This is a genomic window from Mesorhizobium sp. M0751 (assembly GCF_040320265.1).
Lineage (GTDB): Bacteria > Pseudomonadota > Alphaproteobacteria > Rhizobiales > Rhizobiaceae > Mesorhizobium.
In genome coordinates this window covers 1-22323 of record NZ_JAMYPH010000036.1, presented here as the reverse complement: position 1 = coordinate 22323, position 22323 = coordinate 1, and the positions used below count along the sequence as shown (strand labels likewise).

Genomic DNA, 22323 nt, shown 5'->3' with positions numbered 1-22323 from the left:
ATATTGTTCTGGATTTGTACTTCGAAGGATTCCGGAAAGGAGCACGCCATGGACGCCTCTCATGCCACCGCCGGTCACGCGGTCTTCGAAACCGTGCTTGGCTTCATGGGCATCGCCTGGAGTGAGGCCGGACTGACCCGGCTCTGCCTGCCGCAGCGCAATCGCGACGCGGTCGAGCGCCGGCTGCTGCGCCATGCCGCCGTCGACCAGGCAGCGAAGCCCGAACCGCAATGGGTTGCCGAGCTGATCGCCTCGATCAAGGCCTACGCCGCCGGCGAGGACGTCGATTTCTCCAAAGTGCCGGTCGATCTCAGCGGCGTCGACGAATTCCGCCTGGCGATCTATGACGCGGCGCGAAAGCTCGCCTTCGGCGAAACCACCACCTATGGCGAACTGGCCAAGCGCGCCGGCCATGCCGGGCTGGCGCGTGAGACGGGCGCCGCCCTCGGCGCCAACCCGGTGCCGCTGGTCATCCCCTGTCACCGCATCCTTGCCGCCGGCGGCAAGATCGGCGGCTTTTCCGCCCCCGGCGGCTCGGCCACCAAGGAAAAGATGCTGGCAATGGAAGGCGTGCGCGTCGGCCCGCCGCCGCCAGCGCAGGTGTCGTTCGGGTTCTAGGGTTTATCGATGTTCAGGTGAGGCCGACATCCGGCACGTCGTCTCAACTCCTAATCCGGAAGCAGGCGCCGGCGGAAGCGGCGGTCGATCTCCACCCGCTTGCATTTGTAGACGGTGCAGGAATTCGTATCGGCACTCGGCACCGAGGCCCGCGCCCTGACCTCGCCGATGTCGCAAAATTGCTGGCTCCGCACGTAGCGGTCGTAGAGCGCCAGGCCCGGCACGCGCGCCGATCTGTAGCGCAGGATGACTGCACCCTCGCGCGCGATCGTCGCCTGCACCTTGCCGCAGCTCATGCGCGTCGGATCGTAACGCGAGACCGCCTGCGCCTCGGCGGCCACCAGCGTCAGGCAAGCGGCAAGCAGAACGATTTTCATGGCCCCTCTCCCCAAAACCCCGATCGCGCCCGAAGCCGGCGCGATCCTCCCGCGCCAGTCGCGCAGCGACGACGCTCTCACGCGATTGGGGCGGCCGTTGGGCAGCGTTGCCGCCGCGCCATTTTCCGCCCTGTCTTGTTTTTCGAGCGAAAGCATATTATATGCGGTCCATTGATATTTCGGCCGATCGATCCGGGCCTCGCGATATTCGCGTTTGCTGACGTTCTATCTCCAAAATCTCGATACAAACCGGCTGGGTTTCGGTCCAGTCAAACTAAAGCAAACGTAAAGGACTATCGAAATGGCAACAGGTACGGTCAAGTGGTTTAATTCCACCAAGGGTTTCGGCTTCATTCAGCCTGACAGCGGCGGCGCGGACGTTTTCGTCCACATCTCCGCAGTCGAGCGCGCTGGACTGTCGACCTTGGTCGAAGGCCAGAAGATCAACTTCGAGATCGAGCAGGACCGCCGCACTGGCAAGTCGTCCGCTGGATCTCTGAGCAAGGCAGCCTGATTTTGCAAATGGCGCGCGCCGGGCGATAGCCCGGGGCGCGCGGCAAGTCACGGATGTACTGGCGGTCGCGCGAGAAGCGCGCCGGAGCGAAAGACCCCGACAAGCCGAAGCAGCAGATTGCTGCCGGCCCGGCCAAAGCGCTCCCGATCAGGCTACCAAGCATGGGAAGGCGGGATTTTGTCCCGCCTTTTTGCTGTCTGGATTCCAAACGCCGACAATTGGCGAAACCGGCAATGCAGTGTCCTTCTCCCCGTCCCTATACGGGGAGAAGTGCCCGGCAGGGAGATGAGGGGCGGCGCGACGTATCAGGACTGCCCTTCGCTAGGCCAAGCACGATATCACGACGAAGGCTGGCGTTGCCCCTCATCTGGCTGCCGCCATCTTCTCCCCGTATAGTGACGGGGAGAAGGACGCCTTCGCCGAAGTTTTCGCCAATCGCCGACGTTGCTCGGCCCAATGTTGCTCAGCAAGATTGGCGAGTTGCACTCAACCTACCCACTCCAGCGGCACATGCCCCGGGTCGGCCTCGATCCGTTGCAGCCAGGCAGCGACCGCCGGATAGGCGTCGAGCTGAAACCCGCCGGTCTCGGCCGTGTGCGTATAGGCATAGAGCGCGATGTCGGCAACGCTGAGCGCATTGCCGGCGAAGAAGCTGCTCCCGGCCAGGTGCTTGTCCATGATGCCGAGCGCCTTGTTGCCGCGCTCCAGCGTCAGCGCCAGCCGCTCGGGCGTCGCATCCCTGGCTCTTTCAGGGAAGGTCAGCAGCGCTCTGCGCACGGCGATATAAGGCTCGTGGCTGTATTGCTCGAAGAACAGCCACTGATAGGCCAGCGCGCGTTCGTATTTGTCCGCCGGCAGGAAACGCGTGCCTTCGGCGAGATAGAGCAGGATGGCATTGGATTCGGCCAGCCGGCGACCGTCGTCGAGTTCGAGCAGCGGCACCATGGCGTTCGGGTTTTTCGCGACATAGTCGGGCTTGCGCGTGTCGCCGGTATGCGAGCTGACCTCGACATTGGTGAAAGCGATGCCGAGCTTGGCCATCAACAGGCGCGGCTTGTAGCAATTGCCGCTGTCGATCATTCCATAGAGTATCATAGGTGCTCCCCCTTGCTCGCAACCACCCGTATCAGGGCTTGATCCAGCCTCTATCGCGGCAGCGGCGGCTTCATCCAGTGATTTGTTTTGGCGTAACCATCAGCGCCGCTGATGCATCAGCTGTCGAGAACCACGCCTACCCAAACAGCGGGATGACGTTGTTGTCCCTGCCAAGCAGTCCGTCAATCGACAGCGGCTCCTCGTCGAACAGTGTGCCGGCCAGCGCCGGCCGGGCGAGGTAAAAGCCCTGCAGCAGGTCGACGCCGCCATCCAGCGCGACGCGCAGATGCGTGGCGTTCTCGACGCCTTCGACCAGCACCTTGGCGCCACGGTCGTGCAGCGTCGAAACCAGCGGCCGGAAAAACCGCTCGGCGGCGGCATGGCGGCAGAATTCGGCGAACCAGGTGCCGTCGATCTTGACGATGTCGGGCTGCACGAGGGCGACCCTTTCTTCCGTCGAATGCCCGGTGTCGAAATCGTCGATGGCGATGCGGACGCCGTCGCGCCGCATCTCGCGCGCCAGGCTGACAAGCACCTTGTCGCCGGCCGCCTGCTCGGTGATCTCGCAGACCAGCATGCCGGGATGCAGGCCGAAATCCGCCAGATGCCTGGTCATCAGCCTGATTTCGGCCAGCGCCCGTGCGGGGTCATCGTTGATCAGCGGATTGTAGTTGAAGAATAGGTCGAGCCCGTCGACGCCGATGTTGCGGAAATTGCGCAAATGCAGCACCCGGCACATGGTTTCGACAAACAGCCGATCCGCTGCCGGCACGCCTTCGAAGAAGATTTGCGGCGCCATCGGCCTGCCGACACGATGCGGCTCGATCAGCCCCTCGACCGCGACGGCGGCGAGAAACCTGCCGCGCGGCGCGAAGACCGGCTGGTAGGCGCTCCTCAGCCGGAATGCGCCGTAGACGCCATATTCGATGCCGACCTCGTCGGCAAAGATCGCCTCGCCGACCTTGCGCCGCATGTCGGCTTGCCCGGTCACGATGCCACCCTGCGGCCAAAGGCCCGCATCGGCCGCCGCGATGGCGAAACGGCGGTGGCCGCCTTCTCCGTCTCGGCCGGCACCGCGGCCGCCTGCCCGCTCTTGTCGAAGACGTGAAAGCTGGTTGGCGCAAGCTCGGGGCGCGCCAGCACATAGCCCTGCACCATCGAGGCGCCCGACTTTTCGGCGAGCTCGAGCTGCCAGCCAGTCTCGATGCCCTCGAACACGGTACGAATGCCTTGCTCTTCGAAGCTGGTCACCATGGCGGTCAGCAAGGCGAAGCCGGCACCGGACTCCATCAGCGTCATGATCCAGTCGGCGTCGAACTTGACGATGTCGGGCCTGAGTTCCTTGATGCGATTGATGTCGGATTCGTCAGCGCCGTAATCGTCAACGGCAATGCGCAAACCATTGCCCCTGAGCGCCTCGACGAAATTGTAGAGCGTTTCCTGCGACGCCGATTTCTGCTCGGTGACCTCGCAGACGACGCGGCGCGGATCGATGTCGGCCTCGTGCAGCACCAGCCGCATGTCGCGCAGCGCCTTGTCGGCGATGCTGCGATCGGTGAACACCGATGGATCGAAGTTGATGAAGATGGAGGCGTCTCGCGGCAGGCAGGCGCCGCCGTTCAGAAGGTGCAGCGTCCTTGTCAGCGCCTCGATATGCAGGCGGTCGACCGCCGGACAGCTGTTGAAGAAACTCATTGGCGGCTGCGGCTCGCCTTCGCGGAACGGCCGGATCAGCCCCTCGAACGCGACGACGGAAAGCTTGCCCTTGTTGAAGGCGAAGATCGGCTGGAACGCGCTTTGCAGCGTATAGACCCCCCAGACACCGCTGGCGGTGCCGTCATCATGGCGGATGATATGGGTAAGCCCGATGCTGCGCGTCACGGTTCCTCGCTGTGCGAGACTGGCGGACCGGCTACGGTCCCTGCCGTTCAAGCTTTTACCGATCGTTGATGAATTTATTGTTGCCAGCATTGCGCGCTGGCTCATTCGACAATGCCTGCGCTGGGCTTGCGCTTGGCAAGACGATGCGACATGAGAGGCGCCGCGGCGCCTTCGCCGCGCCGGTCCTTTCTGGAGATATTTGTCATGGCCTTTCTTGCCGACGTCCTTTCCCGCGTAAAGCCTTCCGCGACCATCGCGGTGACGCAGAAGGCGCGCGAGCTGAAAAACGCCGGCCGCGACGTGATCGGGCTGGGCGCCGGCGAGCCGGACTTCGACACCCCCGACAACATCAAGAACGCCGCGATCGAGGCCATCCGCCGCGGCGAGACGAAATACCCGCCGGTATCCGGTATCGTGCCGCTGCGCGATGCGATCGTGAAAAAGTTCAAGCGCGAGAACAATCTCGACTACCGGCCGGAGCAGACCATCGTCGGCACCGGCGGCAAGCAGATCCTGTTCAACGCCTTCATGGCGACGCTGAACCCCGGCGACGAGGTGATCATCCCGCGGCCCTACTGGGTGAGCTATCCCGAAATGGTGGCGATCTGCGGCGGCACCTCGGCCTTTGCCGACACCTCGATCGAGAACGGCTTCAAGCTGACGGCGGCCGTGCTGGAAAAGGCGATTACACCGCGCACCAAGTGGCTGTTGATGAACTCGCCGTCCAACCCATCGGGTGCCGCCTATACCGAAGTGGAACTCAAGAGCCTGGCCGACGTGCTGTTGAAGCATCCCCATGTCTGGGTGCTGACCGACGACATGTACGAGCACCTGACCTATGGCGACTTCGTCTTCAAGACCATCGCCGAGGTTGAGCCTAAGCTCTATGAGCGCACGCTGACGATGAACGGCGTGTCGAAGGCCTATGCCATGACCGGCTGGCGCATCGGCTATGCGGCAGGCCCGGTGCCGCTGATCAAGGCGATGGACATGATCCAGGGCCAGCAGACCTCCGGCGCCTGCACCATCGCCCAATGGGCGGCGGTGGAAGCACTGAACGGCCCGCAGGATTTCATCCCGAAGAACAAGGCGATCTTCCAGGGCCGGCGCGATCTCGTCGTCTCGATGCTCAACCAGGCGCGCGGCATCACCTGTCCCTCGCCGGAGGGTGCGTTCTACGTCTATCCCTCCTGTGCCCAGCTGATCGGCAGGAAGACCAAGAGCGGCAAGGTGATCGACAGCGACGAAACCTTCTGCTCGGAACTGCTCGAGGCCGAGGGCGTGGCGGTCGTTTTCGGCTCGGCCTTTGGCCTCGGCCCGAACTTCCGCATCTCCTATGCCACGTCGGAAGCTCTGCTCGAAGAGGCCTGCACGCGCATCCAGCGCTTTACCGCCGCGCTGGTCTGAGACGTTTCAGCCGCCATACTGCTCGTCGCTGACCTTCTCCAGCCAGTCGACATGCATACCCTCGAGCGCCTCCTGCATGGCGATGTGGGTCATCGATGATTTCGGTGCTGCCCCGTGCCAGTGCTTTTCGCCGGCCGCAAAAGAGACGACGTCGCCGGCCCTGATCTCCTCGATCGGGCCGCCCCAGCTTTGCGCGAGACCGGCACCGGACGTGACGTAGAGCGTCTGGCCGAGCGGATGCGTGTGCCAGTGGGTGCGGGCGCCGGGCTCGAAGCTGACCATGGTGGCCCTGAGCCGCGCCGGCGCCTCCTTCTCGATGATCGGCGTCTGCAACACCCGGCCAGTGAAGTATTTTTCCGGCGCAACAATCGTCGGCACGCTGCCGCAGGCAATAATTTTCATCGTCGCAAGTCCTCGATCCAATCCAGTGTCTTAGAGCCTACCACTTTCGTCCGACGCCGGCTGCATGTCCTGCCGGCTACGGGCAAGGCGCGGCCAGAACAGGCCGGTCCGCGTGCGGTAAGCGTCGTAGGCGTCGGCCAACCTTGTCCGTGCAAATTTTCGCTCTTCGTCCAAGGCTGCGATCACGTAGATCGTAACGATGCCGGCGACCGGCACCACCGCCCAGACCGACCAGGTCGCGATGCCCCATCCGATCCAGAAGATGATGTAGGACGTGTAGAACGGATGGCGGACGTGGAAATAGGGGCCTTCGGTCACCAGGCTGTCGGGATTGTCCGGATCGAACGCAAAACGCAGCCGCGCCTTGCGGGAGACCGAGATCGCCCACCAGAACAGCGCCGTGCTTGCCAGTTGGATGGCGAGCCCGCCGATCTTCGCTGCAACCGGCTGCCGCTCGATCCACAGCAGCGCCAGAAAGAATAGCGCCGTGCCGATCACGACGGCCGAAATGATCATGGCGCCTTGAGACATGGTCGGCGACTGGAAATGTCCGCGCATCGACCAGGCATATTGGCCGAGCGTGGCGATGCTGCTGATCGAGACGAGAAGATCGAGCGTGGATTCCATCATCAGGCTCCGGGGGTTAGCTGTGGTGGATTCGGTCATCATACCCGGCAGAAACCGAGAAATCATTTCTTAACCACCGTTCTAAACAACATGGTGACCTCGGCATGCGATGTTGACCTGGAGACAATCCCAAGGTCCAACCAGATATGGCCGTTTCCCACCGCACGATCCGCACGCCGCAGGCGGATTTGCGTCTCAGCCAGTCGTCGGGACCCGGCATCCCGCTTGTCCTGATCCACGGCTCGGGCAGTTCGCGCGCCGTATTCGCCCGCCAGTTCGACAGCCCGTTGGCCGCTGCCCATCGGTTGATTGCTTTCGACCTGCCCGGCCATGGCGAATCGTCGGACGCCCGTGATCCGGCGACGGACTACACCATCGCCGGCCTTGCCCAATCGGCGGCTCAGCTCCTCGATGCCTTGGGCATCGACCGCGCCGTCGTCTTCGGCTGGTCGCTTGGCGGGCACGTGGCAATCGAACTCGCGAGTTTTCACCGCGCCGTCGGCGGGCTGATGCTGACCGGCGCACCGCCGGTATCCAAGGGCCCTTTCGGCATGCTGCGCGGCTTCCACGCGCATTGGGACATGCTGCTGGCGTCCAAAAAGACGTATTCCGAACGCGATGCCGAGCGCTTCGAGACGCTGTGTTTCGGCGACACCGCCGATCCGTCCTTCCGCCAAGCCATCCTGCGCACCGACAGCCGGCTGCGCGCCGCGGTGACGCGCGGCATGCTCACCAGCAAGGGCGCTGACCAGAGACAAGTGGTCGAGCAGGCCGCGTTTCCGGTGGCAATCGTCAATGGCGAGAACGATCCGTTCGTCCGGCTCGGCTATTTTGAGACGCTCGCCTACGGCTCGCTGTGGGAGCATTGCCACATCATCTCCGGTGCCGGGCATGCGCCTTTCTGGGAGCGTGCGGACCTGTTCAATCCGTTGCTCGCTCGCTTTGCCGAGGCGGTGGCGGTGCAGCGCGTGGACGCAACGCCGCTGGCGTCGCGCCTAACCGGCACCGGCTGAATCCACCCTCAACTTCAAATCCCTTCAACCTCAAATCCCTTGCCCTCCCGGCCTGCCCGTGGGACGATGCCCTTTGGGTAGGTGGCAAATTGAAAAAAGCCTCGCCCGCGACGGCCGACAGGCCGGCCGCCGCTCACAGGGAAACGCCTGAGTGGAGGTCAGCCATGGGTACTCGCGCCGGAGGACGACGCACGGGACCGAAATGCATTGCCATAGTCGGTCCCTTCGCAAGCGGTAAGACGACACTTCTCGAAGCCATACTCGCCCGTACAGGCGCCATTCCCCGCCAGAATCCCGTTTCGTCCGGAAATACCGTTTCCGATCATTCGCCCGAGGCGCGCGCTCACGGCATGAGCGTCGAGGCGACCTTCGCCACCACCGAATTCATGGGCGAGCCGTTCACCTTCGTCGATTGTCCCGGCTCCATCGAATTCTCCTTCGAAGCCGAGCCGGTGCTGGCCGCCTGTGACGTCGCCGTGGTCGTTGCCGAGGCCGACGAGAAGAAGATCCCTGCCCTGCAGCTGATCATGCGCAAGCTCGACGATCTCGGCGTGCCGCGCATGCTGTTCCTGAACAAGGTCGACAAGGCGATATCAGGCGTGCGCGACACGCTGAAGATGCTGCAGCCGGCAAGCTCGGTGCCTCTGCTGCTGCGCCAGATCCCGCTGCGCAAGGACGGCGTCGTCATCGGCTCGATCGACCTTGCTCTGGAGCGTGCCTACATCTACCGCGAATATGCCGAGAGCGAGGTCGCCCAGATCCCGAGCGACGACAAGGCGCGCGAGCTCGAGGCGCGCTTTTCCATGCTGGAGACGCTCGCCGACCATGACGACCGCCTGATGGAGCAATTGCTGGACGAGATCGAACCGCCGAAGGACGCGATCTTCGACGACCTCGCCGCAGATCTGCGCGACGGCACGGTGACACCGGTGCTGATCGGCACCGCCGAGAAGGGCAATGGCGTGCTGCGCCTGTTGAAGGCCATCCGTCACGACGCACCCGACATCGAAGCGACGCGCCAGCGCCTCGGCGCTCCCGATGGCAATGCCACCGTGGTCCAGGTGATGAAGACCATCCACACCGCGCATGGCGGCAAGCTGTCGGTGTCGCGCATCCTGTCCGGCCAGGTCGCCGACGCCGCCGAGCTGTTCCTTCCCACCGGCGAGACGGCAAAGGTCTCCGGCATCTACAAGATGCTCGGCAAGGACCAGGTCAAGCTGACTTCGGCCAAGGCCGGCGACACGGTGGCGCTCGGCAAGCTGGACGCCGTCAGGACCTGCCAGACGCTGAGCTCGACCAAGGGCGGCATCAAGCCGCTGGTCACGCTGGCGCCGCCGCAGCCGGTCTTCGCCTTCGCGCTGCGACCGAAGGAGCGCAAGGACGAGGTCAAGATGTCGGCGGCCATCCAGCGCCTGGCCGAGGAAGATCCCTCGCTCAACCTGCATCACAACCAGGATTCCGCCGAAACCGTGCTGTCCGGCCATGGCGAGATGCATCTGCGCGTCGTGCGCGAGCGGCTGGAAGGCAAGAACCAGATCCCGGTCGAAGGCCATGTGCCGGCCGTGCCCTATCGGGAGACGATCCGTAAAGCGACGCAGCAGCGCGGCCGCCACAAGAAACAGTCGGGCGGCCACGGCCAGTTCGGCGACGTGGTGCTGGAGATCAAGCCGCTGCCGCGCGGCTCGGGTTTCCAGTTCACCGATACGATCACCGGCGGCGTCGTCCCGAAGACCTACATCCAGTCGGTCGAGACCGGCGTGCGCGATTACCTGAAATCCGGCCCGCTCGGCTTCCCGGTCGTCGATGTTGCCGTCAACCTTTCCGACGGCTCCTACCATGCGGTCGATTCCTCCGACATGGCCTTCCAGATGGCGGCGAAGCTGGCGATGAAGGAAGGCATGGCCGCCTGTTCGCCGGTGCTGCTCGAACCGGTGATGAAGGTCGAGATCGTCACGCCGTCTGATGCGACGTCGAAGATCATCGCGCTGATCCCGCAGCGGCGCGGCCAGATCCTCGGCTACGACGCGCGGCCGGATTGGCCGGGATGGGACGTCGTCGAGGCGACCATGCCGCAGGCCGAGATCGGCGACCTCATCATCGAGCTGCGCTCGGCCACGGCGGGTGTCGCCAGCTATCGGGCCGTCTTCGACCACATGGCCGAACTCACCGGCCGGTTGGCCGACGAAGCGCTGAACGCCAACGGCAAGGCCGCCTGAAACGGCAGCTTGCGGCCAGAACACTAATGCATGTCGCGCAAAAGTGTGCGACGGTTTTGCGATAACGACATGCATCAAACAAGGACCTAAAAGCGCGTCGCATGAGGCCGGTCGAACGCGACGCGCTTTTAGGAAGCACACAAGGAAACGGCGCCCGGATCATTCGGGCGCCGTTTCGTTGCGGACCGTCTTCGTGGGAGGCGAAACGGCAGGTCCGCCGCATACTTGCCGCCGGCGCCTGGCGGCGGAGGAAGGTTCGGACGCGGTAGCTGCCTGAGCCCGGATCGTCCGAGTGATGCCCCCATCCCCCGGACGAGCCACACCGCGTCCTATGCTCTTCTTAATCGATTTGGCGCGCCCGCGGCATGTTACCCGAGGTTACATGTCACTGTTACGCGACCGTTCCGGCCGATTTTCTGGCGATGTGTTGGTTTCGGGCAACAAAAAAGCCGGATCAATGAAGACCCGGCTGAGTTTGATTGGAAGTGCCTGTTAAGGCTAACCTCCAGAGGGGAACACTCGAGAGCGCTAATGGGAGGAGAACGCGCTCAGGAGATGATCTATATATGTGCTCTTCATGCCCAAGAAACAAGCATCTATTTTGCAACACACACATGCAAAAAGGCGCCGGCTGTGGTCTAATCGGTCCCGAAGCGCAATAGGACCAGTTGAATCGCTGAAATACGACGTGCGGCAAGGCAAAAATCGATCCACAGCCGCGAATCAGCAGCGATTCCTGCTCTGAAAGCCGAAAAACGCAGGATGACGTGGAATCGTGCAGCACGCGTTTGTTTTTTCGGCAGCCAGACCCTGCTGGTGCATGCCGCCCAAAAGTCCGCCATCGAGCTTGAGCTGAGGGTGCAGCGGTTTGGGTTACATGCCGGACAAGACCTGAAGCGCGTTGCGGGAGACCGTTCAAGGGCGCGCCCGTAAGGAGACCTATATGCGGGCCGCTTCGGCGATCGCCGGTAGCGTCATCTTCCTTGCTGTAGCGCCCGGCGTGGTCGCCGGACTGCTGCCTTGGCTGCTGACCGACCGTTATGGCCTGCCCTGGTCGAGACTGCCCGGTTTCGTTCCTGTGGGCTGGCTGCTGGTTGTCGCCGGCACAGCCGTGCTGCTGCATGCCTTCGCTCGGTTTGCCCTGGAGGGCCTGGGTACGCCAGCCCCGGTCGCGCCGACCGAAAGGCTGGTCGTCGGCGGCATCTACCGCCATGTCCGCAACCCGATGTACGTCGCCGTGCTGTCGATCATCCTCGGCCAGGCACTGCTGTTTTCCAGCTGGACGGTCGCCGCCTATCTAGTCATCGCCGCGGCCGCCATGATCTCCTTCGTGAAACTATATGAGGAACCGACGCTTGCCCGCCGCTACGGTGACGAATACGAGGCCTACCGCCGCGCCGTACCAGGCTGGCTGCCCCGCCTGACACCTTGGCGCGGGTAATTTCTGGACGCCGACAATTGGCGAAACCGGCGATACGGCCCCCTTCTCCCGTCACTATACGGGGAGAAGGGCCCGGCAGGGCGATGAGGGGCGGCGCAACATATCAGCACTGCCCATCGCCGAGCCAAGCCAAGTACGACAAAGGCTGGTGCCGCCCCTAATCTGGCTGCCGCCATCTACAGCGACGGGGAGAAGGACGCTTTCACCGAGCTTTCGTCAATCGCCGCCGTTGCTCGGAAAAGTCGGCGCGCTGCTAGAGGCTAAAACGACCAGCTGCGCGCCTTGGCGATGATGAAATCGCGGAAGACATGCAGCTTCGCCTGATTCTTCATCGCGTCGGGATAGGCGAAATAGGTATCGAAGGACGGCACTTCGGTTTCGGGCAGCAACTGCACCAGCCCGGAATCCTTGCTGACCACGTAATCGGGCAGCATGGCGATGCCGGCACCGCCCTGCACCGCCCGCTTGATCGACAGGATGTCGTTGATCTGCAGCGTCGGCACCCTTTGCCCGCCTTCGAAATCGCCGACCGTCTCCAGCCAGTTCAGTTCCGACAGATGCGCCGGCACCGGCACGCCGAAGGTGACGATGCGATGGGTCTTCAGCTCGGCGATCGAATTCGGCTTGCCGTATTTGTTCACATAGGACGGCGCCGCATAGAGATGGAAATGCACGGTGAACAGGCGGCGCTGGATGAGGTCCGGCTGCTGCGGCTGGCGCAGCCGGATGGCGCAGTCGGCCTGGCGCATGGTGAGGTCGAGTTCCTCATTGGCCAGGATGAGCTGCAGGCTGACCTCGGGATAGAGCTCGATGAACTCCTGCACGCGCTCGGTCAGCCAGCCGGCGCCGAGGCCGACCGTGGTCGTCACCCTGAGCACGCCGGAGGGCCGGTCCTTGGTTTCGGTCAGTCGCGACTTGATGGTTTCAAGCTTCATCAGCACGTCGTGCGCCGTGCGGAACAGCATCTCGCCCTGCTCGGTCAGCACCAGGCCGCGGGCGTGGCGATTGAACAGCGGCACGCCGACATCATGCTCGAGCGCGCTGACCTGCCGGGAGATTGCCGATTGCGACAAATGCAGTGTTTCCGCGGCATGGGTGAACGACCCCGCTTCCGCTGCGGCGTGAAACACGCGTAGCTTGTCCCAATCCAACGCCATGATTTCCCCTCGTCCTGTTTTCTGGCGTCCGCCTGTTATGGCGTCTGAATGAAAAATCAGGCTTTTGCGCGGCTCTTCTCAGCCGCTTGTCGAACAATCACTCCGCCGCTTCGCGGTGAACCTCGATCCCTGCCAGATATTTTTCCGCCTCGAGCGCGGCCATGCAACCGAGCCCGGCCGCCGTCACCGCCTGGCGGTAGATATCGTCGGTCACGTCGCCGGCGGCAAACACGCCCGGCATGTCGGTGCGGGTCGAATCCGGCGCCGTCCACAGATAGCCGTTCGGCTTCTGCTTCAGCTTGCCGGCAAACAGCTCGACCGCCGGCGCGTGGCCGATCGCCACGAACACGCCGTCGACCACCAGATGCATCTCCTGCCCGGTCACCACGTTGCGCAGCTTCAGCCCTTCGACCGAAGGCGGCAGCGGCGCCTTGCCGGGCCTGCCGGTGATCTCGTCGACCACCGTGTCCCAGATGACGCGGACATTGTCTTTCCGCAGCAGCCGCTCGCGCAGGATGCGCTCGGCGCGGAAATCGCTGCGCCTGTGGATGACGGTGACGCTCTTGGCCAGGTTGGAGAGATAGAGCGCTTCCTCCACCGCCGAATTGCCGCCGCCGATCACCGCGACATCCTTGCCGCGGTAGAAGAAGCCGTCGCAGGTGGCGCAGGCCGAAACGCCAAACCCCATGAAGGTATGTTCGCTTGGAATGCCCAGCCACTTCGCCTGGGCACCGGTGGCGATGATCAGCGCGTCGGCGGTATAGATCGTGCCAGAATCGCCCTTGGCGCGGAACGGCCGCACGTTGAGGTCGACCTCGGTGATGATGTCGTTGACGATATCGGTGCCGACATGCTCGGCCTGCCTGAGCATTTCGCTCATCAGCCATGGACCCTGGATCGGTTCGGAGAAGCCCGGATAGTTTTCGACGTCGGTGGTGATCATCAGTTGCCCGCCCTGCTGCAGGCCGGCGACCAGCATCGGCTTGAGCATGGCGCGGGCGGCATAGATCGCCGCCGTATAACCGGCGGGGCCGGAGCCGATGATGAGAACAGGCGCGTGCTTGGTGATCATGAAAAGCCTCTGCGGGGAGCAGCCATGGATTGTGGCATGAACTCTCGTCGATTGTTGCGCGTAATGTAAGTGTTGCCTGCGACGCCAGCAAGGCAAGTTGCCGTTCGTCCCCGGAAAGCTTCGGCGCCGGCGACGGCGACAAGCAACCGGCAGCAAGATGATGCGAAAATCCTCGATCCAGCGGATGGAATAGACAGCAAAGTCGTTTAACTACAAAGTCGCGAAAGATTCTTTCGCGTCACCACGGAAGCCGCACGGAAGCCACCATGCCGATCAAGGCCGATCTCGATGCCATCGACTGGAAGATCCTGCGCGAGCTTCAGCAGGACGGACGCATGACCAATGTCGAACTGTCGGGCCGTGTCGGCATTTCGGCGCCGCCGTGCCTGCGCCGCGTCCGGCGATTGGAAGAGGCCGGCATCATCCGCGGCTACCGCGCCCTGCTCAACGCGCCGGCGCTCGGCCTCGACGTCGTCGCCTTCTGCCTGATCGGCCTGCATCACCAGGCCGACGCCGAACTCAAGACCTTCGCCGAGCGCACCCGCGGCTGGCCGATCGTGCGCGACGCCTGGATGGTGTCGGGCGAATCCGATTTCCTGCTGCATTGCGTGGCGAGCGATCTCGGTACCTTCCAGACCTTCGTCATCGAAGAACTGGCCTCGGCCTCCAATGTCGACACGGTGCGAACCGCGCTGACCATCCGCCGGGTCAAGGATGAAGGTTTAGTGGCGTTCAATGCCTGATCGGGACCGCAGCAACCGAAGCTTTGATATTCGACAATAGGAATTCTAAAACACTTGGAATATTAATTCCAATATTAATATTCTAATAAATCTGGTCGATTTAGGTAAAACTTCCAATATAATTGCCGGTTTAATTCATATTATCGTCTGAACTTACACTCCGAAATTAGACGGGCGAAGCGTTGAGCACGACAGCACTGACACGCTCAATGTCGGCAAGCGACTGGGGGCAGTTGCTGCTTCTGGGTTTTCTGTGGGGCGGCACCTTCTTCTTCGCGCGCATCGCGGTAGCCGAGATTCCGCCACTTGCCCTTGTCCTTTATCGGGTGTCGATCGCCGCCTTGGTCCTGCATTTATGGCTGAGGATGCGCGGCATTTCCTTCGCTCCCGCACTGGCGAGGCCCGGTCCCTTCCTGTGCCTGGCTTTGTTCAACAACGTGATTCCGTTCTCCCTGATCTTCACAGGACAAACCGAGATTGGTGCGGGTCTTGCCTCTATCTTCTATGCAACAACACCTCTCTGGACGATCCTCCTTGCAAACCTGCTGACGGCGGATGAGAAGTTGTCGGCGACCAAGCTTGCGGGAGTGGGGCTCGGAATCGCCGGAGCCGCCCTCATGATCGGCCCCGGGCTGCTGTCCAATCTTGGTGGCCCTGCCTGGGCGAAGCTCGCCGTGATCGGGGCGGCCATCTCCTACGGCTTCGGCGTCGTCTACGCCAAGCGTTTCAAGAACATGAAGCCATCTGTGGTGGCGACCGGCCAACTCACTGCCTCCACCATAGTCATGTTACCGATCGTTTTCCTTCTCTACAGTCCCGAGGCGATCGTGACGTCAAGCGTCCCCATATGGGCGGCAGTGGCTGTTCTCGCGGTCTTCACGACGGCGCTGGCATTCATCCTCTATTTCAACCTGATCGCCTCGGCCGGAGCGACAAACGCTTCCCTCGTGACGCTTCTGGTGCCTGCCAGCGCGATCCTGCTTGGCACGGTGTTTCTCGGGGAAAGGCTGGAGCCGTTCGAGTTCGCGGGGATGACATTGATCATTGCGAGCCTGCTCATCATCGATGGCCGGCTTTTTCGCCGCTGGATGACGCAAAAATCCTGACTTCGCGACCAGCCAGCCCCGCGACAGGCCGGCGCGCCGCTTCCATATCCGCCAGCTTGTCGCCAACTATAAGCGATCGTTTCAGATCGAACCCACGGCGCCTGGCCGCCTTGAGAAACCGGGCAAAGCGGCTGCGAAACAAAAACCCGGAAACAAAAAACCCGCCTCGGCGGGCGGGTCGTCCGTGGAATCATCCCCATAGCCAAATTAGTAGCATAGCTGCCGGCACAAAGCAAGAACAAAATGTGGCTATGCGTCAAATAATAATCACTACAGGCTAGCGCTGCCCCTCACCCTTACCCTCTCCCCGTGAAGGACGGGGAGAGGGGGATCGCCGAGCTTGCAGGCTAGTCCCTTCTCCCCGTCCTTCACGGGGAGAAGGTGCCGGCAGGCGGATGAGGGGCGGCGCCAACATTGACAACGGATCCGCCTCTACACGATCACCCCCCGTCGCAGAGGCGCGTTTCGACCATTTCGCAGAGATGGTGGTAGAGGCACAGATGCCCCTGCTGGATGATCGGCGTCGAGGTCGAGGGTACGTTGAGCAGGATGTCGGAGAGCGGCTTCAGCTTGCCGCCGGTCTCCCCGGTCAGGCTGATCACCGTCATGCCCATCATGCGCGCTTGTTGGGCGGCGGCGAGGATGCTCGGCGAATTGCCGCTGGTCGAGATGGCGAGCAGCACGGCGCCCGCCGAGCCATGCGCCTCGACCTGGCGTGCAAACACCGTGTCGAAGCCGTAATCATTACCCCAGGCGGTCAGCACCGCCGCATTGGCCGGCAGCGCGATGACGTTGTAGGCCTTGCGCTCCCTGAGGAAGCGGCCGACCAGCTCGCCGGCGATGTGGATGGCGTCGCTGGCCGAGCCGCCATTGCCGGCTATCAGCAGCGCCTTGCCCTGCGAAAGCGCGGCGACGACGGCGCTGACCGCCCGCTCCATCTCGCTGGTCAGGTCGCGCTCGACCATCGCCGAAATCGCGGCCGCCGAGCGGGCCAGGTAATCGTTCAGTTCGGACATGAAACCCTCAGTTCCCGGCGCGTAGTTTGCCGATGGTGCCGGTGGTGCTCTTGCCGGCGACGAGGTCGACCAGCACGACGCGCCCGCCGGCCTTCTGCACGACATCGGCGCCAACCACCTGATCGACCGTATAGTCGGCGCCCTTGACCAGTATGTCGGGGCTCAGCGCCTCGATCAGCGAAAGCGGCGTATCCTCCTCGAAGATGACGACGGCGTCGACCGAGGCAAGTGCTGCGAGCACGCAGGCCCGGTCATGCTGGTCGTTGACCGGGCGTCCCGGCCCTTTCAGCCGGCGCACCGAGGCATCGCTGTTGAGGCCGAGCACCAGCCGGTCGCACTGGCTGCGCGCCGCATGCAACAGGCTGACATGGCCGGCATGCAGGATATCGAAACAGCCATTGGTGAAGCCGACACTCAAGCCCTCGTCCTTCCAGGCTGCCACCAGCCGCGCCGCGGCGGCGGCATCGAGGATGGCATCCTTGTGGGCAACCGGGCCGTGCGAGCGAAACAGCGCGCCGGTGAGTTCCTCGATCGTCAGCCGCGCCGTGCCGCGCTTGCCGACGACAACGCCGCCGGCGGCGTTGGCGATCGATCCGGCCATGACGCGGTCGGCCCCTGCCGCAAGAGCCAGTGCGAAGGTGGCGATCACCGTGTCGCCGGCGCCCGAAACGTCGAACACCTCGCGCGCCTGCGTGGCGATATGGCGAGCGTCGTTCGCACCGACGACGCTCATGCCCTTTTCGCTGCGCGTCGCGACGACGAAATCGAAACCGTGCGCCGAAATCAGCTGGCGTGCCGCCGCCTCGATCTCGTCGTCGGCAAACACTGCGCGGCCGACCGCCTCGCCGAGTTCCTTTCGGTTGGGCGTGATTGCCGTCGCGCCGGCATAACGCGCATAGTCGCTGCCCTTCGGATCGACCAGCACCGGCTTGCCCGCTTCCCGGCAGATCGAGATCAGCTCGCCGGCGACGCCGTCGAGCAGCACGCCCTTGCCATAGTCGGACAGGATGACGATGTCGGCGCGCGCCAGCGCTTGGCGAAAATGCCCGACCAACGTGGCGCGCTCGGCATCGCCCAGCGGCTTGATTTCCTCTTCGTCGAAACGCAGCACCTGCTGGTTGAGCGCGCTGAACCGGCTTTTGGACGACGTCATGCGATCGGCATCCTGCGCCAACCCGCCGGTGTCGACGCGAAATTCGCCGAGCATGCGCATGAGGTTCTTGCCGGCCTCGTCAGCGCCGATCACCGAGACCGGTATGACGGCAGCGCCGAGCGAAACGATGTTGGCGACGACATTGCCGGCGCCGCCCATCGCCAGCGTTTCGCCGCGCCCGTGCAGCACGGGAATCGGCGCTTCCGGCGAAATGCGCTCGATCACGCCGTTGACGAAACGGTCGAGGATGAAATCGCCGACCACCAGCACGGTGGCGCCGCCGAAGCGCGAGATGGCGCGGTGAAGAGGTTCGGGAGAGGGCAGCTTGATCATGTCAACGCGTGGGAGGGCCGATTTTCAGTGACGGGAAATTCGATTGGCAGGGCCGGCCGTTCATGGCGATGCCGATATACCGCAATTTCAGCCGACGCAACGGCAGGCCTTCGACCGATCGCGGCGGCGAGACAGTGCGTCAGCTTTTCTGCAACGCGACATGCACGCCCAGCCCGACGAGCACCGTACCGCCGGCGCGCCGCATCAGGCGCTGCGCCCGGCTCGAGCGCCGCAGCCTGGCGATCACCGCGCCGGCCAGTATCACGCAAACGATGTCGGCCGACGAGAACATCAAATTGACGATCGTTCCAAGCACGACGAACTGCAGCCAGACCGGAAACGCTGCCGAGGCATCGATGAATTGCGGCAGGAACGCCATGAAGAAAATCGCCGTTTTTGGGTTGAGCACCTCGACGGCAACGCTCTCGAAAAACGCGCGGCGGGCGGATTTCGGCTGAATTCCCGGCAAGACAACGTCGCCTTGCGCCTTGGCGCGAAACAACGAAACACCGAGCCAGATCAGATACAGCGCACCGACCAGCTTGACCGCCATGTAAAGCACCGGCACGGCATGGAAAAGCACCGACAGGCCGACAGCGGCGGCGAAGACATGAACGTAGCCGCCAAGATGGATGCCGAGCGCCGCCATCAGGCCGGACGAGCGGCCGCGCGCCATGGTTTGCGCGGCGGCATAGAGCATGGCCGGACCGGGGATATAGGCGAAGATCGCCGTCGTGGCGAAAAAGGCGACAAGCAGTTCGGTTGACGGCATTACCTTGCTCCTGTCGCCGGTCGGCCGGCACGCCGACTGAAACGAGACCTTTGCGGCGCCACTATGGCGCTCATCCGGCCGCCCCGCCACCTGCTTTGTCGACAGCCCGGCCCGCCTCCCCTATAAGGCCAGAATCCCACAAGGGCTACAACCGGCACAAGGTACCAGAGGCTTTCATGATCATCGTCACGGGCGGCGCCGGCATGATCGGTTCCAACATCGTCGCCGCGCTCAACGCCGACGGTTTCAGCGATATCCTCGTCGTCGACGACCTCACCGACGGCCACAAGATCGCCAACCTCGCCGATCTCGAGATCGCCGACTATCTCGACAAGGACGGTTTCCTGGCGCGGATGGAGGCCGGAGACCTCGGCCGCATCGAGGCGGTCTTCCACCAGGGCGCCTGCTCGACCACCACCGAATGGAACGGCAAGTTCATGATGGAGGTCAACTACACCTATTCGAAGCGCCTGCTGCACGCCTCCCTGGCGCTGCGCGTGCCCTTCCTCTATGCCTCCTCCGCTTCCGTCTATGGCGGCGGCGCCGAGTTCCGCGAGGAGCCGCAATACGAGCGGCCACTGAACGTCTATGCCTATTCGAAAAAGCTGTTCGACGACTATGTCCGCCGTACCGTGTTCGATACCGACCATTCGCCTGTGGCGGGCCTGCGTTATTTCAACGTCTACGGACCGCGCGAGGCGCATAAGGGCGCCATGGCTTCGGTCGCCTTCCATTTGTTCAACCAGGTCGAGCAAGGCCAGAACCCGAAGCTGTTCGGCGCCTATGGTGGTTTCGGGCCCGGCGAACAGAGCCGCGACTTCATCCATGTCGGCGATGTCGCCGATGTCAATCTGTGGCTGTGGAAACGCGGCTCGAGCGGCATCTTCAACTGCGGCACAGGCAAGGCTCAGCCCTTCCGCGCCATTGCCGAAACGGTGATCGATACGCTGGGCCAAGGCCAGATCGAGTTCATCGAGTTTCCCGACCACCTCAAGGGCAGCTACCAGAGCTTTACGCAAGCTGATATGTCCCGCTTGCGCGCAGCCGGTTACAATGGCCAGTTCCGCACAGTGGAAACCGGCGTCAGAGACTATGTCGAATGGCTGAAAGCCCAACGATCCTCGTGATCGGCCCACGCTGGGTGGGCGATATGGTGATGGCGCAGTGCCTGTTCTCGGCGCTGAGGGAACTTCATCCGGATGCCGCCATCGACGTGCTGGCGCCGGCCTGGGCAGCGCCGCTGGTCAAGCGCATGCCTGAAATCCGCCAGCAGATCGACCTGCCGCTGCAATCCGGCGCGTTCGAATTCCGCATTCGAAGGCGCTTCGGCCGCCTGCTGCGCGGCCGCTACGACATGGCCTATATCCTGCCGGGAAGCTGGAAATCGGCGCTGATTCCGTTCTTTGCCGGCATTCCGCGCCGTGTCGGCCATCTCAAAGAAATGCGCTACGGGCTGCTGACCGACATCGTGCCGTTGCCCGACCGCCTGAAACGGCGCACCGCGCAGGCCTATTTCAGCCTTGCTCGGGGTGGCGCCTTCCAGGCCCCGAAGCTTGTCGTCGATCAAGCCAGCCAGGCGGCACTGCTCGGCCGTTTCGGGCTGACGGCGGGGAAATTCGTGGCAGTCATGCCCGGCGCCGAATTCGGTCCGGCCAAGCGGTGGCCGAGCGAACACTATGCCGGCCTTGCCCGTGAGATGATGGCGAAAGAGTTTGGCGTGGCGCTGTTCGGATCGAAGAACGACGCCGAGGTGACGGCTGAAATCGCCGCGCTTGCGCCGGGCGCCGTCGATCTTGCCGGCCAGACAAGGCTCGAGGATGCCATCGACCTGATCGCTGCGGCGAGGCTCGCCGTCTCCAACGACAGCGGGCTGATGCATGTCGCCGCCGCCGTCGGCACGCCGGTCGTCGCCGTCTACGGCTCGACTTCGCCGCAGAACACGCCGCCGCTCGCCGAGCGTCGCGAACTGGTCTGGCTCGGCCTGTCCTGCTCGCCCTGCCACAAAAAAATCTGCCCGCTCGGCCATCTCAACTGCCTGAAGACGCTGGACGTCGAACGCGTCGTGGCGGCGGCGGAGCGGCTGCTGGAAATGCCGGCCGCCGCATGAAAGTGCTGATCGTCAAGACGTCGTCGATGGGCGACGTCATCCACACCTTCCCAGCGATCGAGGACGCGCGCCGCGCCCGGCCGGATGTCTCCTTCGACTGGTGTGTCGAAGAGGCCTTCGCCGGCATCGTGGCGCTGCATCCAGCCATCCAAACCATCCACAGCGTGGCGATCCGGCGCTGGCGCAGGAAGCTGCTCGAGCCCGGCACATGGCGGGAAGTGGTCGGCTTGCGCCGCGCCTTGCGCGATTGCCGCTACGACTTCGTCCTCGATGCACAAGGCTTGCTGAAATCGGCACTGGTGGCGCGGCTGGCGGCAGCACCGACCGCCGGGTTCGATCGCTCGAGCGCCCGCGAGCCTTCGGCGAGCCTGTTTTATGGCCACCGCTACGCCGTGCCGCGCGGCCTGCATGCCATCGAGCGCACGAGGCGGCTGTTCGCCCTGGCGCTCGGCTACGAGCCGGATTTTTCCCGGCTTGAATCGGGCATCGTGCCGCCAGCCGGAAGGTCGACTTTTGCCGGTGAAAAGACCGCCTTCCTGCTGCACGGTACCAGCCGCGAGGACAAGAAATGGCCGGTCGCGGACTGGATCGAAACCGCTCGCCTGTTGGTGGGCAAGGGAATGACGCCGGTCACCACCTGGTCGAACGACCGGGAAAAGGCAGTTGCCGAGGCGATCGCCGGCGCCGTCTCGCAAACCGTGGTGGTTCCCAGGTCGCCGCTTGCCGAGATCGCCGCTGTCATCGGCGGTTCGACGCTGGTCATTGGCGCCGACACCGGCCTGACCCATCTCGCCAGCGCTTTCGGCCTGCCGACGGTGGCGGTGTTCCTGGCCACCGAGCCCGGCCTGACCGGCCCGCGCGGCCCATTCTCGTCGACGCTGTTGGCCAGGCCCGGCCGCAGCGTCACGCCGCCGGAGGTGATGGCGGAAGCCGAGAGATTGCTGGCGCTTAAATTACAAGGCGCTGCATAGGACCTTTTCAGAATTCGCTCTGGCGAGTTGAATAGCGTGGTTTTCGAGAACCGGAGCGGAGCGTACTTAAAGTACGTGAGCACCGGAAGCGCAGAAAACCGCGCTAGTCGGCCGCCAGAGTAGAATTATCAAAAGGTCCTAGATGAACTGCACCTGGACGATCTCATAACCCCTGGCGCCGCCCGGTGCGTTGACCTCAATGGCGTCGCCGACTTCCTTGCCGATCAGCGCGCGCGCGATCGGCGAGGAAATCGAGATGCGGCCGGACTTCACGTCCGCTTCCTGGTCGCCGACGATCTGGT

Annotated in this window: 23 protein-coding genes; 11 read left to right on the top strand and 12 right to left on the bottom strand. The window is 63.5% G+C overall.

The window, feature by feature from the left end:
- Positions 1-48 precede the first annotated feature (48 nt).
- Positions 49-618 carry a methylated-DNA--[protein]-cysteine S-methyltransferase gene (locus tag NKI19_RS31005; RefSeq protein WP_352489095.1) on the top strand — a complete coding sequence of 190 codons (570 nt, stop codon included), beginning with the start codon at positions 49-51 and terminating at the stop codon, positions 616-618.
- 50 nt (positions 619-668) lie between these two features.
- Here the strand turns inward: NKI19_RS31005 and NKI19_RS31000 are convergent, their stop codons facing one another.
- On the bottom strand, positions 669-995 hold the full coding sequence (locus NKI19_RS31000) for a hypothetical protein (RefSeq protein WP_023719370.1): 327 nt from the start codon (positions 993-995) through the stop codon (positions 669-671).
- Positions 996-1296: 301 nt separating this feature from the next.
- Between NKI19_RS31000 and NKI19_RS30995 the strand changes: the two genes are divergently transcribed.
- Positions 1297-1509 (top strand): cold-shock protein, encoded by a 213-nt coding sequence (locus tag NKI19_RS30995; RefSeq protein ID WP_023678332.1) that lies wholly within the window; start codon positions 1297-1299, stop codon positions 1507-1509.
- 486 nt (positions 1510-1995) lie between these two features.
- On the opposite strand, the gene NKI19_RS30990 is transcribed toward NKI19_RS30995, so the two are convergent.
- From NKI19_RS30990 to NKI19_RS30980, 3 genes are all read right to left on the bottom strand, one after another.
- A complete protein-coding gene (locus tag NKI19_RS30990; RefSeq protein WP_352489094.1) occupies positions 1996-2604 on the bottom strand; it encodes a glutathione S-transferase family protein in 609 nt (202 codons plus the stop codon).
- A 136-nt stretch (positions 2605-2740) separates the two neighbouring features.
- Positions 2741-3595: an EAL domain-containing protein gene (locus NKI19_RS30985; protein WP_352489093.1), complete on the bottom strand. Its 855-nt coding sequence runs from the start codon at positions 3593-3595 to the stop codon at positions 2741-2743.
- Positions 3592-4485, bottom strand: a complete 894-nt coding sequence (locus NKI19_RS30980; RefSeq protein WP_352489092.1) for an EAL domain-containing protein — start codon at positions 4483-4485, stop codon at positions 3592-3594. Before NKI19_RS30980 ends, NKI19_RS30985 begins: the two co-directional genes overlap by 4 nt.
- A 204-nt stretch (positions 4486-4689) precedes the next feature.
- Between NKI19_RS30980 and NKI19_RS30975 the strand changes: the two genes are divergently transcribed.
- The gene (locus NKI19_RS30975; protein WP_352489091.1) at positions 4690-5892 is read left to right on the top strand and encodes a pyridoxal phosphate-dependent aminotransferase; all 1203 of its coding nucleotides are present in this window, start codon (positions 4690-4692) and stop codon (positions 5890-5892) included.
- 6 nt (positions 5893-5898) lie between these two features.
- Here the strand turns inward: NKI19_RS30975 and NKI19_RS30970 are convergent, their stop codons facing one another.
- Complete coding sequence (locus NKI19_RS30970; RefSeq protein ID WP_352489090.1) at positions 5899-6294, bottom strand: (R)-mandelonitrile lyase; 396 nt, start codon at positions 6292-6294, stop codon at positions 5899-5901.
- 30 nt (positions 6295-6324) lie between these two features.
- On the bottom strand, positions 6325-6924 hold the full coding sequence (locus NKI19_RS30965; protein ID WP_352566655.1) for a methyltransferase family protein: 600 nt from the start codon (positions 6922-6924) through the stop codon (positions 6325-6327).
- Between the two features lie 143 nt (positions 6925-7067).
- On the opposite strand from NKI19_RS30965, the gene NKI19_RS30960 reads away from it, so the two are divergent.
- The 3 genes from NKI19_RS30960 (at position 7068) to NKI19_RS30950 (ending at position 11591) form a co-directional block, all read left to right on the top strand.
- A complete protein-coding gene (locus tag NKI19_RS30960) occupies positions 7068-7934 on the top strand; it encodes an alpha/beta fold hydrolase (protein ID WP_352489088.1) in 867 nt (288 codons plus the stop codon).
- Positions 7935-8098: 164 nt separating this feature from the next.
- Positions 8099-10150, top strand: coding sequence for an elongation factor G (locus NKI19_RS30955; RefSeq protein ID WP_352489086.1), 2052 nt, complete (start codon positions 8099-8101; stop codon positions 10148-10150).
- A gap of 943 nt (positions 10151-11093) precedes the next feature.
- Positions 11094-11591, top strand: coding sequence for a methyltransferase family protein (locus tag NKI19_RS30950; RefSeq protein ID WP_352489085.1), 498 nt, complete (start codon positions 11094-11096; stop codon positions 11589-11591).
- Between the two features lie 260 nt (positions 11592-11851).
- Here NKI19_RS30950 and NKI19_RS30945 read toward each other — a convergent pair whose 3' ends face one another.
- Positions 11852-12748 carry a LysR family transcriptional regulator gene (locus NKI19_RS30945; RefSeq protein ID WP_023678345.1) on the bottom strand — a complete coding sequence of 299 codons (897 nt, stop codon included), beginning with the start codon at positions 12746-12748 and terminating at the stop codon, positions 11852-11854.
- A gap of 97 nt (positions 12749-12845) precedes the next feature.
- A complete protein-coding gene (gene trxB, locus NKI19_RS30940; RefSeq protein ID WP_352489083.1) occupies positions 12846-13820 on the bottom strand; it encodes a thioredoxin-disulfide reductase in 975 nt (324 codons plus the stop codon).
- 266 nt (positions 13821-14086) lie between these two features.
- Between trxB and NKI19_RS30935 the strand changes: the two genes are divergently transcribed.
- Positions 14087-14563: an Lrp/AsnC family transcriptional regulator gene (locus NKI19_RS30935; RefSeq protein ID WP_352489082.1), complete on the top strand. Its 477-nt coding sequence runs from the start codon at positions 14087-14089 to the stop codon at positions 14561-14563.
- A gap of 209 nt (positions 14564-14772) precedes the next feature.
- Complete coding sequence (locus NKI19_RS30930; protein WP_352489081.1) at positions 14773-15669, top strand: DMT family transporter; 897 nt, start codon at positions 14773-14775, stop codon at positions 15667-15669.
- A gap of 440 nt (positions 15670-16109) precedes the next feature.
- Here the strand turns inward: NKI19_RS30930 and NKI19_RS30925 are convergent, their stop codons facing one another.
- The 3 genes from NKI19_RS30925 to NKI19_RS30915 all read right to left on the bottom strand — a co-directional run bounded on the left by NKI19_RS30925 (position 16110) and on the right by NKI19_RS30915 (position 18943).
- On the bottom strand, positions 16110-16685 hold the full coding sequence (locus NKI19_RS30925) for a D-sedoheptulose-7-phosphate isomerase (protein ID WP_352489080.1): 576 nt from the start codon (positions 16683-16685) through the stop codon (positions 16110-16112).
- A gap of 7 nt (positions 16686-16692) precedes the next feature.
- Entirely contained in the window at positions 16693-18171 is a 1479-nt protein-coding gene (rfaE1, locus tag NKI19_RS30920) for a D-glycero-beta-D-manno-heptose-7-phosphate kinase (protein ID WP_352489079.1), read from the bottom strand.
- Between the two features lie 139 nt (positions 18172-18310).
- Positions 18311-18943 carry a LysE family translocator gene (locus tag NKI19_RS30915; protein ID WP_352489078.1) on the bottom strand — a complete coding sequence of 211 codons (633 nt, stop codon included), beginning with the start codon at positions 18941-18943 and terminating at the stop codon, positions 18311-18313.
- Between the two features lie 176 nt (positions 18944-19119).
- Between NKI19_RS30915 and rfaD the strand changes: the two genes are divergently transcribed.
- Genes rfaD through waaC form a run of 3 tightly spaced genes read left to right on the top strand, consistent with a single transcriptional unit; the run spans position 19120 to position 22021 of the window.
- Positions 19120-20070, top strand: a complete 951-nt coding sequence (rfaD, locus tag NKI19_RS30910; protein WP_352489077.1) for an ADP-glyceromanno-heptose 6-epimerase — start codon at positions 19120-19122, stop codon at positions 20068-20070.
- Complete coding sequence (gene waaF, locus NKI19_RS30905) at positions 20043-21050, top strand: lipopolysaccharide heptosyltransferase II (RefSeq protein ID WP_352489075.1); 1008 nt, start codon at positions 20043-20045, stop codon at positions 21048-21050. The genes rfaD and waaF overlap by 28 nt, the downstream gene beginning before the upstream one ends.
- On the top strand, positions 21047-22021 hold the full coding sequence (gene waaC, locus NKI19_RS30900) for a lipopolysaccharide heptosyltransferase I (RefSeq protein WP_352489074.1): 975 nt from the start codon (positions 21047-21049) through the stop codon (positions 22019-22021). The genes waaF and waaC overlap by 4 nt, the downstream gene beginning before the upstream one ends.
- A gap of 138 nt (positions 22022-22159) precedes the next feature.
- Here waaC and NKI19_RS30895 read toward each other — a convergent pair.
- The coding region (locus NKI19_RS30895; RefSeq protein ID WP_352951275.1) for a GreA/GreB family elongation factor at positions 22160-22323 on the bottom strand (164 nt) is incomplete at its 5' end.

Excerpts from the sequence above, each read along its gene's own strand:
- NKI19_RS31005 (WP_352489095.1), top strand. The coding sequence starts at position 49 with ATGGACGCCTCTCATGCCACCGCCGGTCACGCGGTCTTCGAAACCGTG.
- NKI19_RS31000 (WP_023719370.1), bottom strand. The coding sequence starts at position 995 with ATGAAAATCGTTCTGCTTGCCGCTTGCCTGACGCTGGTGGCCGCCGAG.
- NKI19_RS30995 (WP_023678332.1), top strand. The coding sequence starts at position 1,297 with ATGGCAACAGGTACGGTCAAGTGGTTTAATTCCACCAAGGGTTTCGGC.
- NKI19_RS30990 (WP_352489094.1), bottom strand. The coding sequence starts at position 2,604 with ATGATACTCTATGGAATGATCGACAGCGGCAATTGCTACAAGCCGCGC.
- NKI19_RS30975 (WP_352489091.1), top strand. The coding sequence starts at position 4,690 with ATGGCCTTTCTTGCCGACGTCCTTTCCCGCGTAAAGCCTTCCGCGACC.
- NKI19_RS30970 (WP_352489090.1), bottom strand. The coding sequence starts at position 6,294 with ATGAAAATTATTGCCTGCGGCAGCGTGCCGACGATTGTTGCGCCGGAA.
- NKI19_RS30965 (WP_352566655.1), bottom strand. The coding sequence starts at position 6,924 with ATGATGGAATCCACGCTCGATCTTCTCGTCTCGATCAGCAGCATCGCC.
- NKI19_RS30960 (WP_352489088.1), top strand. The coding sequence starts at position 7,068 with ATGGCCGTTTCCCACCGCACGATCCGCACGCCGCAGGCGGATTTGCGT.
- NKI19_RS30955 (WP_352489086.1), top strand. The coding sequence starts at position 8,099 with ATGGGTACTCGCGCCGGAGGACGACGCACGGGACCGAAATGCATTGCC.
- NKI19_RS30950 (WP_352489085.1), top strand. The coding sequence starts at position 11,094 with ATGCGGGCCGCTTCGGCGATCGCCGGTAGCGTCATCTTCCTTGCTGTA.
- NKI19_RS30945 (WP_023678345.1), bottom strand. The coding sequence starts at position 12,748 with ATGGCGTTGGATTGGGACAAGCTACGCGTGTTTCACGCCGCAGCGGAA.
- trxB (WP_352489083.1), bottom strand. The coding sequence starts at position 13,820 with ATGATCACCAAGCACGCGCCTGTTCTCATCATCGGCTCCGGCCCCGCC.
- NKI19_RS30935 (WP_352489082.1), top strand. The coding sequence starts at position 14,087 with ATGCCGATCAAGGCCGATCTCGATGCCATCGACTGGAAGATCCTGCGC.
- NKI19_RS30930 (WP_352489081.1), top strand. The coding sequence starts at position 14,773 with ATGTCGGCAAGCGACTGGGGGCAGTTGCTGCTTCTGGGTTTTCTGTGG.
- NKI19_RS30925 (WP_352489080.1), bottom strand. The coding sequence starts at position 16,685 with ATGTCCGAACTGAACGATTACCTGGCCCGCTCGGCGGCCGCGATTTCG.
- rfaE1 (WP_352489079.1), bottom strand. The coding sequence starts at position 18,171 with ATGATCAAGCTGCCCTCTCCCGAACCTCTTCACCGCGCCATCTCGCGC.
- NKI19_RS30915 (WP_352489078.1), bottom strand. The coding sequence starts at position 18,943 with ATGCCGTCAACCGAACTGCTTGTCGCCTTTTTCGCCACGACGGCGATC.
- rfaD (WP_352489077.1), top strand. The coding sequence starts at position 19,120 with ATGATCATCGTCACGGGCGGCGCCGGCATGATCGGTTCCAACATCGTC.
- waaF (WP_352489075.1), top strand. The coding sequence starts at position 20,043 with ATGGCTGAAAGCCCAACGATCCTCGTGATCGGCCCACGCTGGGTGGGC.
- waaC (WP_352489074.1), top strand. The coding sequence starts at position 21,047 with ATGAAAGTGCTGATCGTCAAGACGTCGTCGATGGGCGACGTCATCCAC.